The organism is Coprococcus sp. BIOML-A2, from assembly GCF_009875795.1.
GTDB classification, from domain to species: domain Bacteria; phylum Bacillota; class Clostridia; order Lachnospirales; family Lachnospiraceae; genus Coprococcus; species Coprococcus aceti.
Genome location: NZ_WWSI01000001.1, coordinates 47239 through 63514, shown reverse-complemented (window position 1 = coordinate 63514; position 16276 = coordinate 47239). Strand labels below are relative to the sequence as shown.

The window sequence follows — 16276 nt, the reverse complement described above, 5'->3', positions numbered from 1 at the left end:
TTGGATAATATGAAAATTTGTGCTGTAGTAGTGACATATAATAGAAAAGAACTGCTTGAGAAACAGATAATAGAGATTATACATAATCAAGAGTTGAAGATTGATGCATACTATGTGATTGATAATTGTAGTACAGATGGAACCAGAGCACTTATAGATAAGTATGATGGATCTGTAATAAAGTACTGTAGAACGGTAAGTAATTGTGGTGGCGCCGGTGGATTTTCTTATGGGTTGCAATGTGCCTTTGAGGATAAGTATGATTGGTATATTTTAATGGATGATGATGGACGACCAATGGATAAAGATTGCTTTGGAAATATGAAGCGGCATATTGTAAAAAAAGGATATGATTCACAGAGACCGTATCTTTTAAATTCGTTGGTTTTGAGTGATAAAGACACACTGTCGTTTGGTCTTGGGCATATAGAAAGTGTAACTGAGCTGAATTCTGTTGTTACCGAAAATGAAGTTGTTGATATGATTAATCCTTTTAATGGAACGTGGATTTCTAACGGCCTGATTGAAAAAATAGGCTTTCCTAATGGGAAGTTTTTCATTAAAGGAGATGAAAATGATTATTTAAGAAGGGCGCAGAGCACAGGTGCTTTTGTAGCTACAGTTGTAGATTCAAGATATTTCCATCCGAAGCTGGGGGGATACAAGAAGAAAAAAGTTTTTGGAAAAGAAATGTATGTATACATTGAACCAGCTTGGAAAGAGTACTATTCCGTAAGAAATTATACGTTTTCTTTTTTGCAATTTGGGAAAAAGAAGGATGCCATATTGTTTTTAATTAAAAGAATATATTGTTGCATGGTATGTAACTGTAATAAGTTGGATGTAATGAAAATGCTGTTTAAAGGATATCAAGACGGAAAAAAAGAAAGACTTGGTGCAACAATTAAGCCTTAATTTAGTATAGCTAGGAATGGATGATTGAGATGATAAATGAAGTAGTAGCGTTGGTAGGGAGGTTAATGATATATAGTGGAATGTTTATAGCATCCCTTTATTTTGTGAATCAAGCTGATAAGGCTAAAAGTAAGGGAAAGTTTATTTTCCTTTCCCTACTTGCGCTTATAATTCCATGTTTTTTTGCAGCATTTAGAGGAGAAAAGGTGGGAACGGATGTTCTTCAATATGCAAAACCGTATTATCTGGAAGCCCTAAATTCAAGTAGTTTACAGTCATTTTTACTACAAGGTTCTGCAGAAACAGGATATGAAGTGTTTGTGTTTGTTATCACAAAAATTTTTAAAAATTTCAATGCGATACTTTTCTTTACAGAGGCATTAATCATATGCCCAATATATATTGTTGCTATTAAGAATAGAAAGAATTGTCCTATGTGGGTGACATTACTTGTCTATTATATGATATTTTATATTGCTTCATTCAATTTTATGCGGCAGTCAATTGCTGCTGCATTACTCTTACTTGCTTATTTTGAGTTGGTAGAAAAGAAATGGTTAAAATTCATCATATTGATTTTGTTGGCGCAATCGTTTCATAATACTGCGTTTATTGGATTGGCAGTTATTCTTTTTGGAATATGGTTTTATAGAATTCAGAGTAAGCAATTAAGAATATTGGTATTTGTGATTTCATGCATACTTTTAATTGCTGTTTTACAAAGTTGGCAGAATATTTTGATGTGGGCGATTAACGATGTAAATATACTTCCACGACGGTTTATTACTTATATTAATATATTCGCTGGAGGACATAATAAAAATAGTTATTATTTTATATTGACTAAAAGTAACTATGTTGAACTCATTTTTAGATGGATATTGTATGTGGTTCCACTTTTTTTGTGCAAGTATAGTAAGAGACAATCGAACCTGTATAATTCGGCTAATATTATTCTGCTTATGTCTGTAGTAGTGTATACAGTGCTGTTTGTGCTATTTCACACTAGTTATGCTGTTCGAATTACTTGGTACATGGAATATTTCTTTATTGTTTGGTTGCCAATGTCCTACTCGAAACTTCGAGAAAACAATGTCAAATTTGGAGTGGTTCATAGAAATACAGCTTGTATGTTTATTACTATCTTGGGATATTGGTTTTGTGGATATATGATTTTGGGATGGCATGGAACCCTTCCATTTTACTTTTCTTTTCAATAAGACATAATGAACGGTTATATGCTTTCTGTTTTGTTTTAAGATAGGAGATATAATTTAAAGAAAGCTCATAAAATCAATGATTTATAGCTTGATGTTATAGGAAGGAGAATACACCATGAGCACAACTGTAAGTGTTATATGCCTGGCATATAATCATGAAAAATATATTCGAAAAACATTAGAGGGATTTGTGATGCAGAAGACAAATTTTAGCGTTGAATATATTATTCATGATGATGCATCGACAGATTCAACTGCATCTATTATACGAGAATTTGAAGAGAAATATCCGGATTTGATAAAGCCAATCTATCAAAAAGAAAATCAGTACAGTAAAGGCGTGTCAATATCAAGGAATCTTCAAATGCAGGTTAAGGGGAAATATATGGCATTTTGTGAGGGGGATGATTATTGGACTGATGAATATAAATTGCAAAAGCAAGTCACTTTCATGGAGCAACATACGGATTGCACCTTAACTATTCACAATGGTTTTAGGCTTAATGATAGAACTGGGCGATTTAAGCCTCTTAACCCATATAAGACAAGGGGTTTTTTGTCCATGGCGGAAGTGTTAGTTGAGAGCGGAGGAATGACACCTACGGCATCAATGGTTATTAAATCGGATGCACTTAAAAAAATGCCTATGGATGTATTTAGAATTCCGGGTGTGGGAGACAGACCCAAACGTCTTTATTTAGCGACACAAGGAAGTGTATACTATTTTGATGATATTATGTGCGTATATCGAACTGACAACATGAATTCGTTTGGCGGAACGATAATGCGCGATAATAAAAAAAGCAAGAAGTTGTTGGAAAATATGCTTTCTTTCTTTGATCGGTTCGATAAATATACAGGATTTAAATATACTGATGCGATTGAATTGGCAAAATCAAAAGAGCATTACCTGTATTACATTAGAGAAAAAATGTATCCAGAGGCTGCGAAGACATATTATTATCGAGATACAACTACCAAAAAGGAAAGAGTCAAAGATTTTATTAAGTGGCGAACTCCGAAAACGATTCTAGACATGGTAAATTTGTTAATCGATAAAATAAGATAATAAATTTCTGAAAAAGTATTACAAAAGCAGATAGATTTCACATATCATTTCACTACCTGATATATCGAATGCTTATGGCATCTGTGTATTTACCGGATATAAGGATAAAAAAGGTTGAATAATCTTAAATTTTTAATAAAAAGCACATGAATATATGAGGAGAAAAATAATTGAGTACAATTGATAAAAATTCTACATTTAAAAATTTTATATGGCGTTTTGCTGAACGCTGTGGTGCTCAGTTGGTTACGTTTATTGTTTCTGTTGTTTTGGCACGTATTCTTGCACCAGAGGCTTACGGTCAGGTTGCCCTTATCACTGTTTTTACGACAATTATGCAAGTGTTTGTGGATAGTGGCTTAGGCACAGCATTGATTCAAAAAAAGAATGCGGATGATTTGGATTTTTCGTCTGTATTTTATTTTAATTTTGCAGTTTGTTTTATCCTTTATGCAGCGATGTTCGTGGCGGCACCATTTATAGCAGAATTCTATAATGATGGTTCTCTTACGCAGATTATTAGAGTTATTAGTTTAACCATTGTAATTTCAGGTGTTAAGGGAATTCAGCAATCTTATGTGTCTCGAAATATGCTGTTTAAGAGGTTCTTCTACTCGACGCTGGGAGGAACAATTTTCTCGGCTTTTTTTGGAATTGCTTTAGCATATGCTGGTTTCGGTGTTTGGGCAATTGTGGCACAACAGTTATCTAATACTACTATCGATACTTTAATTCTTTGGCTGACGGTTAAATGGCGCCCAAAGAAAATGTTTTCGTGGGAAAGGTTAAGGGGATTATTTTCTTTTGGATGGAAGATGCTGGCGTCTTCCCTGTTGGACACAGTTTACAATAATATTCGAAGTTTGATTATTGGAAAGATGTATTCGTCCTCAGACTTGGCATACTTCGATCAAGGCAAAAAGTTCCCAAATGTCATTGTAACCAATATCAATACATCTATCGATAGTGTGCTTTTGCCAACAATGGCTAGTGCACAGGACGATGCTAGGCGTGTTAAATCAATGACACGTCGCGCAATCAAAACAAGTACCTATATCATGGCACCTTTGATGATGGGGTTGGCATTCTGTGCAGAACCAATCGTACAACTGGTGTTGACGGATAAGTGGCTGCCATGTGTTCCTTTTTTACGGATATTCTGTATTACATATATGTTTTACCCTATCCATACAGCAAACCTGAATGCAATTAAGGCAATGGGGCGAAGCGATTTGTTTTTAAAGCTGGAAATCGCCAAGAAAATTGTTGGAATGGTATTGTTGTTGTCTACGATGTGGTTTGGGGTTATGGCTATGGCCTATAGTCTATTGATTAGCAGTGTTTTAAGCCAGATCATTAACTCTTGGCCAAACAGAAAACTGCTGAATTATGATTATTTGGAGCAGTTGAAGGATGTTTTACCGAGTATTGCATTAGCAGCATTTATGGGATTTTGTGTGAACATGGTGGGGCTGTTTAATTTATCGAATATTGTTACGCTGTCGATCCAGATTCCATTGGGGGCATTGATTTATATTGTTGCTTCAGAATTATTGCATTTGGAATCATTCGAATACATGATGGATTTAATTCGACCAATGATAAGAAAAATTATTAGAAAGTAAGGAGGCTGTAAAATGAAAAAAATACTCCTATTAGGTGGTTCTGCACAACAGGTTGTAGCTATAAAAGCTGCTCGGAATCTTGGTTATTACACGATTCTATGCGATTTCCTCCCTGATAATCCAGGTCAGTATGTGGCTGATAAGTTTTATCTTGTTAGCACTACGGATAAAAATGCCGTTTTGGAAGTTGCTCAAAAGGAGCAGATTGATGGTGTTTTGGCTTATGCGTCTGACCCTGCTGCACCTACCGCAGCCTATATTGCAGAAAAACTCGGTTTGCCGGGAAATCCTTATCGGTCCGTTGAGATCTTATGCAATAAGGATCAGTTCCGTAAATTTTTATTAGAAAATGGCTTTTCTGCACCAAAAGCTACTGGATATTCTTTTGCAGAAGATGCCTTAAAAGACAAAACAAGCTATGAGTATCCGATTATTATTAAGCCAGTAGATTCTTCTGGAAGCAAAGGTGCAACGGTGTTGTACTCAGAAAATGGTTTGGTGGATGCATTGGAATTTGCCTTTTCGTTTTCGAGATGCCATCGGATCATTGTTGAGCGTTTTATCGAAAAGAAACATCCTTATTTGATAGGAGGAGACATTTTTATTGAAGATGGAAAAGTTGTTCTTTGGGGATTGATGAATTGTCATAGAGATAGTCACGTTAATCCACTGGTGCCTATTGGTAAGAGTTATCCTCTGCAGTTGGATAATGAAGATGTTAAACATGTCAAGTATACATTATCTTCTATGATAGAAAAACTTGGAATTCGTAATGGTTCTATGAATGTTGAACTTGTGGTGGATAAAAGTAATCGGGTTTGGCCTATTGATGTGGGACCTCGCAGCGGAGGAAACATGATTCCAGACATATTGGGAGATATGTTTGGCGTGAATATTGCAGAAATGTCTGTAGAATCGGCAATGGGAACAACAATTAAAGGTAATATCCATGAGCCAAATGGTTTCTATGCTACGCACAATTTACATAGCAACAAAAATGGAACATACAAAGAAATCGATTTTTCCCCAGAAATAGAACCCTATATCTATCGCAAATGTTTGTATAAAAAGAGTGGTGATAGGGTGGAATATTTTGACAATGCCTCAAAGTGCTTGGGCATTATATTTTTTAGATTTCCTGATGAAACTACAATGAAGAGTGTACTTGAACATATTAATGAGCTAATTACAGTTGAACTTCAGTAAAAAGATAGAAGGACAAGGAACTATGAAAGAATATGGAGGATACATAGAATTTGAAACATTTCACGGAAAGATGCTCCACGACAATGCAGTCGCCTTAAACTGTGGCAGAGGGGCATTGGAATACATTTGCGAAGCAAAGAAAATCAGAAAACTATATCTACCGCATTTTCTTTGTTCCTCAGTCCCGAATCTATGCAATAAAATCGGAGTTGGGTATAGTTACTATTCCATCAATGAAAGGTTTGAACCAGTTTTCAATTTGACACTTGGTGAAGATGAATGGATTTATATTGTCAATTTTTACGGTCAGCTTAATAATGATTATTTGATTGCATTGAAACGTAAATATGATCGGATCATTGTTGACAACGCACAGAGTTATTTCCAGATGCCTGCAGAAGGAGTAGATACACTTTATACGTGCAGAAAATATTTCGGTGTTGCAGATGGAGCGTTTTTGTATACCGATAAGAGACTGGAACGTGAACTTCTGCAAGATGAATCCTTTGAGAGGATGCATTTTCTTATTGGACGCTTTGAACGTTGTGCAAATGAGTTTTACAGCGAATATGTGGCGAACAATAAGCTGTTTTCCACAGAGCCGATAAAGCGAATGTCCCGTATGACGGAAAACCTTTTGCGGGGGATTGATTATGCGAGCGTAGCAAAAAAACGACAGGAAAACTTTGAGTGCTTGGATACTGAATTCAGGAGCATAAATGAACTGAAGCTAAAGAGTGTCTATGGAGCATTTATGTATCCGCTTCTGCTCCCAAATGGTGCCGCAGTACGAAAAAAATTGCAAAAGAATAAAATCTATATCCCAACATTGTGGCCGAATGTGCTGGAAGAATGTCCGAAGGATAGTATGGAATACTATTATGCGGAAGATATTTTGCCGATTCCAGTAGATCAAAGATATGGAATAGAGGACATGAAATATTTGGTGGGGGTGATAAAACGTGTTTCATCTGAGAGAACTTGAACGAAAAGATTTACAGATAGTTCTTCTCACGGTCATAATATTGTGATTTGGATAATAGAAACTACGAAAAATAGTTATTTTTAAAAGGTTAGGAGGAAAATAGTGAATCACAGTTTACTTTTTGTACCAGCGAAAGATAGGATGCTTGCCAAAATTGAGTCATTTGATGCCGATGCGTATATTATTGACTTGGAAGATTCGATAGAAGATTATGATAAAGAAGAGGCATTAGAAAGACTGGTTAATTGGCTAAGGGGTAATGCAGAAAAGCATAAAATTATTGTTCGCTTAAATAAAACGACATATAAGAGAGAATTGGAGAAACTCAAAGAATTCAACGTGGATTTTATGCTTCCCAAATATGAAGATAGTGATGAGTATTCATTGAATGACACGTCTTGGGATAATCATAAAATTTATGTTTTGATTGAAACTGCAAAAGGTTTAATTAACATCGGGCATATACTAGAAAATAAAGAAATATACGCAGTTGCTTTTGGCGCCGAAGATTATACGGCTTCAGTGGGAATGAGCAATACCATTGCAAATTTGCAATATCAAAAGAGTCGGTTGGTGAGCTATGCAAGGGCTTATGGAAAATTAGTATATGATACTCCAAGTTTCCAGCTAAATAACCATGAGTTATTTAGAGCAGAAGTAGATAATGCATTTGATTTGGGATTTGATGGAAAGCTGGCAATCAATCCTCGACAATTGGCATATATTAAAAAGGCTTTCTCTGGTGGAGATTTAGCAGCTATGCAAGAAATTATAGATCTGTATGAAAAAGAACAGAAGGCAGTTTTAATGATAGATGGCAAAGCATATGAAAAAATGCATATTGCACATATGAAAAAAATTATCAAAGAAAAATGGGGGAATTAACATGGAATTGTATGGAAAAAAGGTAATCCTTAGGGCTGTTGAAGAAGAAGATTTAGAGATGTTACGAGAATTGAGTAACAGTCCTGATTTTGAAAAGATGATTGTCGGATGGTCATTTCCGATTTCAAAGAAAGACCAACTTGAATGGTTTGCAAATTGCAAGAATAGTCTTTCTGTAATTCGTTATACAATTGAAACAGAAGAAGACGGGGCAGTGGGTATGATTGGCCTTCGGAATATTGATTGGAAGAATGGAGTTGCTTCTGGATTGGGAATGCGAATTGCAAAGAAGGAAATTCGAACAAGAGGATTGGCCACAGATGCGTGGATGACATTAATGCGGTATGCTTTTAATGAACTGAGGTTGAATAGAATTAATGGTAGCGCATTGTCATATAATAAGGCCTCTCTCCGAGTCTGTGAAAAGGTGGGATTTAAGGTTGAGGGCACTCAACGGCAAGCAGTTTATAAAAATGGAAAATATATTGACCTAATTTTGATGGGGTGCTTAAAGACAGATTATGAGGAACTTATAGCAAACAATCATTATTGGGAGGAGTAATTTATGGGAAAGTTTATTCATGAATCGGCAAGGGTGGTTTCATCACAAATTGGCGATATTAAAGTTTTTAGAAATGCAACCATTGTGGATTCAAAAATAGATAGTGGTTGTTCTATTGGAGATGATACAAATGTAGAACGTTGCGTTATTGGCAATAATGTTGTTATTAATAGGCGTTCATATATTAATGACAGTGACATTGGAGCGTATACCTATATGGGAATTAATACTACAATGAACTTTACAAAAATTGGAAAATTTTGTTCATTGGCTCGTAATGTTGATGTGGGTGGATTCGACCATGATTATCATAAAGTAACAACAATGCCTGCATTTCGATATGCTCAGACAAAAAATGGAGGAGGAAAACTCGAAAGTAGAACAGAACATAAGGATTTTTGTAAAATTGGAAATGATGTTTGGATTGCAGCAGGTGCACAGGTTTTACATAAAGTTACGATTGGTGATGGCGCAGTAGTTGGTGGTGGTGCAGTAGTAACAAAAGACGTTCCGCCATATGCAATTGTTGTTGGTGTTCCTGCAAAGATTATAGGTTATAGATGTTCTGCGGAGCAAATTATCGAATTAGAAAAAATTAAGTGGTGGGATTGGCCTAAAGAAATTTTAAATCAGGCAATGCCTGAACTGATTGCCAGAGATATAAATGACGAGACAATTGAATTTATGAAAAGAATTTCTCTGCAGGATTTATAAGCGACAATTTTCAACAAATTGAGTAAGGAAGTGTGATGATATGGGTAATAAAATCTTGGTAACGCGTTCGTCTATGCCAAGTTTAGATGAATATGTTGAAGAAATCCAGACGATTTGGGATAGTCATTGGTTGACAAATATGGGAGTGAAGCATAAACAGCTACAGAAAGAGTTGGAGGAATATCTAGGAGTTTCTCATGTTGCACTCTATACCAATGGTCACTTGGCATTGGAGAATGCTATTGCTGCTTTGAATTTGCCGGAAGGTGGCGAAGTGATTACCACGCCGTTTACTTTTGCATCTACTACACATGCAATTGTGCGCAATGGATTAGTTCCAGTGTTCTGTGATGTCAATGAGAAAGACTATACCATTGATGTCACAAAGATTGAGAGTCTTATCACAGATCGTACTGTTGCTATCGTGCCTGTACATGTTTATGGAAATCTTTGTGATGTAGAGGAAATTGACAGGATTGCAAAGAAGTATGCCCTGAAAGTGATTTATGATGCCGCACATGCTTTTGCTGTAAAGTATAAAGGTGTGTCCTCTGCTTGCTTCGGTGATGCATCAATGTTCAGCTTCCATGCTACAAAAGTGTTCAATACGATAGAGGGTGGTGCGGTCTGCTTTAAAAATGATGATTGGGTTCAGTTGCTGAATGATCAGAAGAACTTTGGTATTCATGGCCCAGAATCGGTATGTTTTGTTGGCGGCAACGCCAAGATGAATGAATTCCAGGCGGCTATGGGAATTTGCAATCTACGACACTTGAATGAGGAAATCACAAAGAGAAAGAAAGTTGTAGAGCGTTATCGCGAGCACCTGTCTGATGTAGAGGGAATTCAGCTTAGTGCTGTACAGGAGAATGTGGACAGCAACTATGCGTACTTCCCAGTTGTTTTCGATGGTTACAAGTATACTCGTAATGAGATTTTTGCAATGCTGGAAGAACAGGGGATCACGGCTAGAAAATATTTCTATCCGCTGACAAATAGTTTTGAGTGCTATCGTAACTATCCGACTGCTGGAACGGAGAAAACCCCTGTTGCACAGCACTTGGCACTGCGCGTGTTGACTTTGCCGTTGTATGCAGACCTTGCACTGGAAGATGTTGATCGAATTTGCGATATTATTCTTGGTTAAGAGAATATGTGATAATTAAACAAAATAGATAGATAATAAGGTCTGCATGTGTTTAAATGCAAGGGGTGTTGCTCAAAAATTGCATATCTCTTCGTGGTGAGCAGAAGGTAATGTAATGGCTATTACGGTGGAAATGAATTAATGATTATAAATTGGTGATTATTATAGAAAGTAGGAAAACTAATGAAGGGAATTATTTTAGCGGGAGGTTCTGGTACACGTCTTTATCCATTGACTAGGGTGACAAGTAAGCAGTTATTGCCGGTGTACGATAAACCGATGATTTACTATCCGCTGTCAACGTTAATGCTTGCTGGAATCCGAGATATCTTGATTATTTCTACGCCACAAGATACGCCGAGATTTCAGGAACTGTTGGGAGATGGAAAGCATTTTGGAATTAACTTATCGTATGCTGTACAACCTAGTCCTGATGGGTTAGCACAGGCTTTCATCATCGGAAAAGAGTTTATTGGAAATGATGCTTGTGCAATGGTGCTTGGCGACAATATTTTCTATGGTGGGTGGTTTAGAAAAAACTTGTCCGATGCAGTATATAATGCAGAAAACGGATATGCAACTATTTTTGGCTATTATGTCAAAGACCCTGAGCGATTCGGCATCATGGAGGTTGATAAAAATAAAAACGTGATCTCCGTTGAGGAAAAGCCGATGCATCCGAAGTCAAACTATTGCATTACAGGTTTATATTTCTATCCTGCAGGTGTGCCTGAAATGGCTGAGCAGGTTGTGCCTTCTGCTCGTGGAGAGCTAGAAATAACAACATTGAATGAAATGTATCTTCAGCATGAAAAGCTGAAAGCACAGATTTTAGGTCGTGGTTTTGCTTGGTTGGATACTGGCACTATGGACAGCTTAATGGAAGCTTCAATCTTTGTTCAGACAGTGCAGAATCGACAGGATGTAGTAATATCAGCACCGGAAGAAATTGCTTATCATGAGAAGTGGATCAATAAAGAAAAACTGCTGGAGTCCGCAGACGCTTATGGAAAGTCTCCTTATGGAGAACACTTAAGGCGAGTGGCAGAAGATAGAATAATTTTTTGAAAGGAAAAGGATAAATGAATATTATTGTTACCGGCGGTGCCGGATTTATTGGTAGCAACTTTGTATTTCACATGCTGAATAAGTATCAGGATTACCGGATCATCTGTTTGGATAAGTTGACATATGCGGGCAACCTGTCCACATTGGCACCTGTTATGGATAACCCTAATTTTCGCTTTGTGAAAGCGGATATTTGTGACCGAGAGGCTGTGGACAGGTTGTTTGAAGAGGAAAAACCGGATATTGTGGTTAACTTTGCGGCAGAATCTCATGTTGACCGATCTATTGAAGATCCAGGCATCTTTCTTCAGACCAATATTATCGGTACTAGTGTACTGATGGATGCTTGTCGTAAATATGGTATACAGCGTTATCATCAGGTATCTACAGATGAGGTTTATGGTGATCTGCCACTGAATCGGCCTGATTTGTTTTTCACCGAGGAGACTCCAATACACACCAGCTCTCCATATAGCAGTTCCAAGGCTGCTGCTGACTTATTGGTTTTGGCTTATCATCGTACTTATGGGTTGCCAGTGACGATCTCCCGTTGTTCTAACAATTATGGCCCATATCATTTCCCGGAAAAGTTGATTCCGCTGATGATTGCTAACGCACTAGCTGATAAACCGTTGCCTGTTTATGGTGAGGGCCTTAATGTCCGTGATTGGTTGTATGTTGAAGATCATTGTAAGGCTATTGACTTGATTATTCACAATGGCCGTGTTGGAGAAGTATATAATGTCGGTGGACATAACGAGAAGAAGAATATTGACATTGTGAAGATTATTTGCAAGGAACTGGGTAAGCCAGAGAGCTTGATCACTCATGTTGGTGACCGTAAGGGGCATGATATGCGTTACGCCATTGATCCGACTAAGATCCACAATGAGCTGGGCTGGCTGCCGGAGACCAAGTTCGAGGACGGCATCAAGAAGACGATCCAGTGGTATCTCGATAACCGTGAGTGGTGGGAGACCATCATCAGCGGCGAGTATCAGAACTACTACGAGAAAATGTACAGCAATCGCTAACAGGGAGTGAACGCAGTAAAAATCAATATTGACGAAAGAAACAGGGGCGATACAATCTTGAGAGCAGAGCAGAGCAGAGCAGAGCAGAGCAGAGCAGAGCAGAGCAGAGCAGAGCAGAGCAGAGCAGAGCAGAGCAGAATTATGCGATTGATGTTGTGAAATACATAATGGCATTTTGTGTTATTGCTATTCATACATTGCCATTAAAGAATGTTCAAAATGAAGTAGTTACCAGTTTGTTTGATATATTTGTTTCACTTGCGGTTCCATTCTTTTTTCTTTCAAGTGGATATCTTGTAGAGAAAAAATGCAAAAAAAGGAATGACAAGATATTCGTATTAAACAAGCAGATACAGAAACTGATACGGTATTATGTTATTTAGACGGCAATTTATCTGCCTATTACAATATATTGGTTTGCCTAATCTGGGGACGGGATAGTAAAGTCTACGGCTTTGTTCTTTAGGAATGTGATCTTTCAAGGTGAAAATCACTATTCATGGCCGTTGTGGTATCTTCTTTCATCCATATATGGATTTATGGTATATAAGATCATATCTAAAAAAAAGTTCGAACTGTACGGTATTGTAGCTATCTGTATTGCCGTTACTTTGCAGTATTCGGTAGATTACATTATGGCAGTGCCCGTTTCTGAGAACCAGTTACTTGGCATTATTTTTGTTTTAATAGAAAAAACAATAGGTAAAGGAAGAATCTTTTCGGGAACATATTATATTTTGCTGGGTGTGTTGATTGCAAGAACAAGAATATTTGCAAAGGCAAAAATTATTCTTCCAGTATTGGTGGGAACGTTTTTAGCTGCAGCATTCTTAAATCTCTTTCTCATGAAAATAATAATGAGTGTGATGTTCTTTATGTTAGTGCTGATGTGCAACTGCTCTGGCGATGGAAGAAAATTTAGACGAACAAGTACAGTAATATATTATATGCACATGATTTTTCTTTTTGTACTGAATATGTTATGCAAGCAGTCGATGTATGGATTTGTTGGGTTTTGCTTCTGTTGTTTTATGACAAATATATTTGCTTATATATTGAACACAAATGAATATTGCAAAAATAATACAGCGGTAAGTTTGCTATTCGGTTCTCTATACAGATAGTACAGATAGTAGGTGCCTGACCCCATGAACAAAGCGGTTGATTATGCATTTCAGGATATTGAGGATATTCCAGGGGAGCTGCCAGCAGGCAGAACTAAGCCATGGGGAACAGGACAGGCCGTGCTTGCTGCTAAAGCCGTGCTGAAGACACCATTTGTCGTGATAAATGCTGATGATTATTATGGCAAGGAAGGCTTCAGACTGGTTCATGAGTATCTGGTGAACGGGGGACAGTCATGTATGGCTGGATTCGTACTTAAGATTACATTGTCTGATAATGGCGGTGTGACCAGAGGCATTTGCAAGATGGACGATCAGAATAATCTGACAGAGGTGGTGGAGACCAAGAATATCGTCAAGACTGCGGATGGTGCAGCTGCGGACGGCACAGCCATTGATACGGAGTCTCTGGTGTCCATGAACATGTGGGGATTGACGCCAGAATTCCTGGATATGTTGGAGACAGGATTTGCGGAGTTCTTTGAGACGGAGGTCCCGACTGATACACTTAAGGCAGAGTTCCTTATTCCTACATTTATAGGAGAGCTTCTGGATGAGAAGAAGATGACGGTTAAGGTTCTCCGGACGAATGATACCTGGTATGGTATGGACGTATAAGGAGGATGCTGAGGCTGTTAAGGAGAGCTTTAAGGGGATGATTGAGGTCGGTATGTATGAGAAGGATTTGTTTGGGGATTTGTAGATAGGATGTTTATATGGATGTGATGTGATTGCCAGCCCGGGAGGGCTGGCAATTGGTGGTTATAGATAATATTATAGACCTGTTGTGATTTGCTATACAATGTGGATTGAAAAAAGAATGTATGTTATAATGTTTAATACCAAAGTATGCAATGAAACAAGTGGCTGATGATAATTTTACGAAAAACAAAGTGGGGAGGGATATAATATGGATGATTTATTCGAATCAATTCGTAATAAAAAATAATAGAGATCTTCAATTGCTGAAATGAGAAACAAGGACAGTGATGCGCATGGAGTTGGGGCTAATAGGATAGCGATTGATGAACATCATGCAAGACTGTTTGTAAATGCGGCAATGACAATGTCAGATTTTATATTATCTGTTTATATTAAGGAGGCATGACGATATGATTCATAGAGTGACTTGTGATAAATGTGGTTCCATTTCGGAATATGATGATAGATCTATATGGGAGGGCAACCGTGAACGTGAAGAGGTAGAATGCCCTGTGTGTGGGAATATTATTGGGAGCGTTTTTACAGACCTTATACCTGTAGCAAGGCTTATAAGTAAAGGATAAATTATGTATAGAAAAGTAATGTTTCATTGGCTGTGAAAGTACCATATGAAACGGAAGATGAGATGGAGAAAGCAGTCGCTGGAAAGAAAAAGTCTGAGGGTGGGATTCTGCCAGATGACAATGTGAGAATCTATGTGCCGATGGATTTGAATGCCGATGGCGTCATGCGGTAGCTTTATTCTCTCTATGGCGCACTCGGCGATCCGACGGAAAGTAATGAATCGGTTTACTATTCTGGCGTAAGACACAGTCGGAAGGGGATTGAATTGGTGGGAGAGATTATCAATTATCTGGAAGAAAACGAAGGGGTTGCCGAGTGCTTTCCGTATGATGAGGTCGAGGAGCTTAGAGATGCATTCTGGCTCTGAATGAATCAAAAAGGAATGTCATAGAAAGAGTTTTCAATTAGAACTGGGATAGCGACCACAACGATCAGTGATTGGCGGAAGAAGAATACGAATCCAGGTTCAGACAAGATATTGCTCATATGTGCAGCTCTGGATGTAACACCAGAATATCTGCTATCTGGTGTTACAGAAGATAGCAAGAGGGGGCAGACTATGGACTATGTTGTTATTCCAAAAGATACTGAAGAAAGATGGGTTATAGATACATTTGGCAAGATGGGTTTTGAAGACAGGGAACATCTGATTTCATATATGAAGATGATGGCGAAGGAATAATGAAATTTGAATGTGAAGAAGTGGAGAAGCATATACTAATAATACAGCAGCAAGCTGATTTTGAACTCCGTGTGTATTGACAGTGAGGGCATTTGAATATATACTTTAGTTACAGTAAGCGATTTGCTGCAAATGTTTGTTGCTACTCGATATGCAACTGAAATAAGGTCGAGTTCAAATGTTTGTCGCTACTCGATATGCGACTTATAAAAGATCGAGTTCAAATGTTTCGAGACTTCATTCGTGAGAGTGAGGTCTCTTTTTGTTAGGAGAAAGAAATGGAAGCAGGGCATTTTTATTACATAGATGATAGTTATTTTATGGATTTTCCGGATCAATATTTTATGAAGAATAAAGAGACAGTAAATGGGCAGGTGCATGATAGACCTTGTTTTTATACATTCAAAGATAATTCTACAGGAATATATTGGATGATTCCATTTTCATCTCAGGTATCAAAGTTTAAAAAGATCTATAACAGCAAAATACAAAAATATAAGCGCTGTGATACCATAGTTTTTGGCGAGGTGCTCGGTCATGAAAAAGCGTTCCTTATTCAAAATATGTGTCCTATTACATCAAAATATATGAAAAATGAATATTTTGATGCAAGGTCAAATGTACCGGTTCGTGTGACCGGTATATTGGAAAAAGATTTAAAAGAAAAAGCAAGCAAAGTGTTGGCGCTCCAGAGGAAAGGCGCAAAACTTATATTCCCAATGTATTAGAAATTGAAAGAAAGTTACTTGATAT

19 protein-coding genes and 1 pseudogene are annotated in these 16276 nt (G+C 37.5%); all 20 read left to right on the top strand.

Translation table 11 applies throughout. The features are described from left to right. The first annotated feature begins 9 nt into the window (after positions 1-9). The 20 genes and pseudogenes from GT575_RS00300 to cptIN all read left to right on the top strand — a co-directional run bounded on the left by GT575_RS00300 (position 10) and on the right by cptIN (position 16251). Positions 10-915: a glycosyltransferase gene (locus tag GT575_RS00300; protein WP_243147817.1), complete on the top strand. Its 906-nt coding sequence runs from the start codon at positions 10-12 to the stop codon at positions 913-915. A 29-nt stretch (positions 916-944) separates the two neighbouring features. After that, positions 945-2135, top strand: a complete 1191-nt coding sequence (locus tag GT575_RS00295; protein WP_161171245.1) for an EpsG family protein — start codon at positions 945-947, stop codon at positions 2133-2135. A gap of 115 nt (positions 2136-2250) precedes the next feature. Further along, positions 2251-3204 (top strand): glycosyltransferase, encoded by a 954-nt coding sequence (locus GT575_RS00290; RefSeq protein WP_161171244.1) that lies wholly within the window; start codon positions 2251-2253, stop codon positions 3202-3204. Between the two features lie 170 nt (positions 3205-3374). Next, complete coding sequence (locus tag GT575_RS00285) at positions 3375-4829, top strand: lipopolysaccharide biosynthesis protein (protein ID WP_192934939.1); 1455 nt, start codon at positions 3375-3377, stop codon at positions 4827-4829. A gap of 12 nt (positions 4830-4841) precedes the next feature. Continuing rightward, the gene (locus tag GT575_RS00280; RefSeq protein ID WP_161171243.1) at positions 4842-6035 is read left to right on the top strand and encodes an ATP-grasp domain-containing protein; all 1194 of its coding nucleotides are present in this window, start codon (positions 4842-4844) and stop codon (positions 6033-6035) included. 22 nt (positions 6036-6057) lie between these two features. Continuing rightward, on the top strand, positions 6058-7020 hold the full coding sequence (locus GT575_RS00275; RefSeq protein WP_161171242.1) for a hypothetical protein: 963 nt from the start codon (positions 6058-6060) through the stop codon (positions 7018-7020). Between the two features lie 102 nt (positions 7021-7122). Then, positions 7123-7905: an HpcH/HpaI aldolase/citrate lyase family protein gene (locus tag GT575_RS00270; RefSeq protein WP_161171241.1), complete on the top strand. Its 783-nt coding sequence runs from the start codon at positions 7123-7125 to the stop codon at positions 7903-7905. Position 7906: 1 nt separating this feature from the next. Next, positions 7907-8467: a GNAT family N-acetyltransferase gene (locus GT575_RS00265; RefSeq protein ID WP_161171240.1), complete on the top strand. Its 561-nt coding sequence runs from the start codon at positions 7907-7909 to the stop codon at positions 8465-8467. 3 nt (positions 8468-8470) lie between these two features. After that, complete coding sequence (locus tag GT575_RS15275) at positions 8471-9181, top strand: CatB-related O-acetyltransferase (RefSeq protein WP_161171239.1); 711 nt, start codon at positions 8471-8473, stop codon at positions 9179-9181. A gap of 40 nt (positions 9182-9221) precedes the next feature. After that, on the top strand, positions 9222-10328 hold the full coding sequence (locus tag GT575_RS00255; RefSeq protein ID WP_161171238.1) for a DegT/DnrJ/EryC1/StrS family aminotransferase: 1107 nt from the start codon (positions 9222-9224) through the stop codon (positions 10326-10328). Between the two features lie 183 nt (positions 10329-10511). Continuing rightward, positions 10512-11396, top strand: a complete 885-nt coding sequence (rfbA, locus tag GT575_RS00250) for a glucose-1-phosphate thymidylyltransferase RfbA (protein ID WP_161171237.1) — start codon at positions 10512-10514, stop codon at positions 11394-11396. Between the two features lie 14 nt (positions 11397-11410). Beyond that, positions 11411-12430: a dTDP-glucose 4,6-dehydratase gene (gene rfbB, locus GT575_RS00245; protein WP_161171236.1), complete on the top strand. Its 1020-nt coding sequence runs from the start codon at positions 11411-11413 to the stop codon at positions 12428-12430. A gap of 167 nt (positions 12431-12597) precedes the next feature. Beyond that, entirely contained in the window at positions 12598-12813 is a 216-nt protein-coding gene (locus GT575_RS15605; protein WP_420314947.1) for a hypothetical protein, read from the top strand. Positions 12814-13065: 252 nt separating this feature from the next. Continuing rightward, positions 13066-13554 carry a hypothetical protein gene (locus tag GT575_RS00240; protein WP_055272393.1) on the top strand — a complete coding sequence of 163 codons (489 nt, stop codon included), beginning with the start codon at positions 13066-13068 and terminating at the stop codon, positions 13552-13554. Positions 13555-13578: 24 nt separating this feature from the next. After that, complete coding sequence (locus tag GT575_RS00235) at positions 13579-14172, top strand: hypothetical protein (protein WP_330577001.1); 594 nt, start codon at positions 13579-13581, stop codon at positions 14170-14172. 343 nt (positions 14173-14515) lie between these two features. After that, positions 14516-14662, top strand: a complete 147-nt coding sequence (locus GT575_RS15510; protein ID WP_334296675.1) for an abortive infection family protein — start codon at positions 14516-14518, stop codon at positions 14660-14662. A gap of 4 nt (positions 14663-14666) precedes the next feature. Continuing rightward, positions 14667-14840, top strand: a complete 174-nt coding sequence (locus GT575_RS00225; protein ID WP_004851608.1) for a hypothetical protein — start codon at positions 14667-14669, stop codon at positions 14838-14840. Between the two features lie 404 nt (positions 14841-15244). After that, positions 15245-15307 (top strand): annotated as a pseudogene (locus GT575_RS15600) (helix-turn-helix domain-containing protein); the annotation flags it as partial. Between the two features lie 93 nt (positions 15308-15400). Beyond that, positions 15401-15523, top strand: a complete 123-nt coding sequence (locus GT575_RS15265) for a hypothetical protein (RefSeq protein WP_279284474.1) — start codon at positions 15401-15403, stop codon at positions 15521-15523. Between the two features lie 278 nt (positions 15524-15801). After that, on the top strand, positions 15802-16251 hold the full coding sequence (gene cptIN / locus GT575_RS00210) for a type III toxin-antitoxin system CptIN family toxin (protein WP_161171235.1): 450 nt from the start codon (positions 15802-15804) through the stop codon (positions 16249-16251). The last annotated feature ends 25 nt before the right edge of the window (positions 16252-16276 follow it).

Excerpts from the sequence above, each read along its gene's own strand:
- GT575_RS00300 (WP_243147817.1), top strand. The coding sequence starts at position 10 with ATGAAAATTTGTGCTGTAGTAGTGACATATAATAGAAAAGAACTGCTT.
- GT575_RS00295 (WP_161171245.1), top strand. The coding sequence starts at position 945 with ATGATAAATGAAGTAGTAGCGTTGGTAGGGAGGTTAATGATATATAGT.
- GT575_RS00290 (WP_161171244.1), top strand. The coding sequence starts at position 2,251 with ATGAGCACAACTGTAAGTGTTATATGCCTGGCATATAATCATGAAAAA.
- GT575_RS00280 (WP_161171243.1), top strand. The coding sequence starts at position 4,842 with ATGAAAAAAATACTCCTATTAGGTGGTTCTGCACAACAGGTTGTAGCT.
- GT575_RS00275 (WP_161171242.1), top strand. The coding sequence starts at position 6,058 with ATGAAAGAATATGGAGGATACATAGAATTTGAAACATTTCACGGAAAG.
- GT575_RS00265 (WP_161171240.1), top strand. The coding sequence starts at position 7,907 with ATGGAATTGTATGGAAAAAAGGTAATCCTTAGGGCTGTTGAAGAAGAA.
- GT575_RS15275 (WP_161171239.1), top strand. The coding sequence starts at position 8,471 with ATGGGAAAGTTTATTCATGAATCGGCAAGGGTGGTTTCATCACAAATT.
- GT575_RS00255 (WP_161171238.1), top strand. The coding sequence starts at position 9,222 with ATGGGTAATAAAATCTTGGTAACGCGTTCGTCTATGCCAAGTTTAGAT.
- rfbA (WP_161171237.1), top strand. The coding sequence starts at position 10,512 with ATGAAGGGAATTATTTTAGCGGGAGGTTCTGGTACACGTCTTTATCCA.
- rfbB (WP_161171236.1), top strand. The coding sequence starts at position 11,411 with ATGAATATTATTGTTACCGGCGGTGCCGGATTTATTGGTAGCAACTTT.
- GT575_RS15605 (WP_420314947.1), top strand. The coding sequence starts at position 12,598 with ATGGCATTTTGTGTTATTGCTATTCATACATTGCCATTAAAGAATGTT.
- GT575_RS00240 (WP_055272393.1), top strand. The coding sequence starts at position 13,066 with ATGGCAGTGCCCGTTTCTGAGAACCAGTTACTTGGCATTATTTTTGTT.
- GT575_RS00235 (WP_330577001.1), top strand. The coding sequence starts at position 13,579 with ATGAACAAAGCGGTTGATTATGCATTTCAGGATATTGAGGATATTCCA.
- GT575_RS00225 (WP_004851608.1), top strand. The coding sequence starts at position 14,667 with ATGATTCATAGAGTGACTTGTGATAAATGTGGTTCCATTTCGGAATAT.
- GT575_RS15265 (WP_279284474.1), top strand. The coding sequence starts at position 15,401 with ATGGACTATGTTGTTATTCCAAAAGATACTGAAGAAAGATGGGTTATA.
- cptIN (WP_161171235.1), top strand. The coding sequence starts at position 15,802 with ATGGAAGCAGGGCATTTTTATTACATAGATGATAGTTATTTTATGGAT.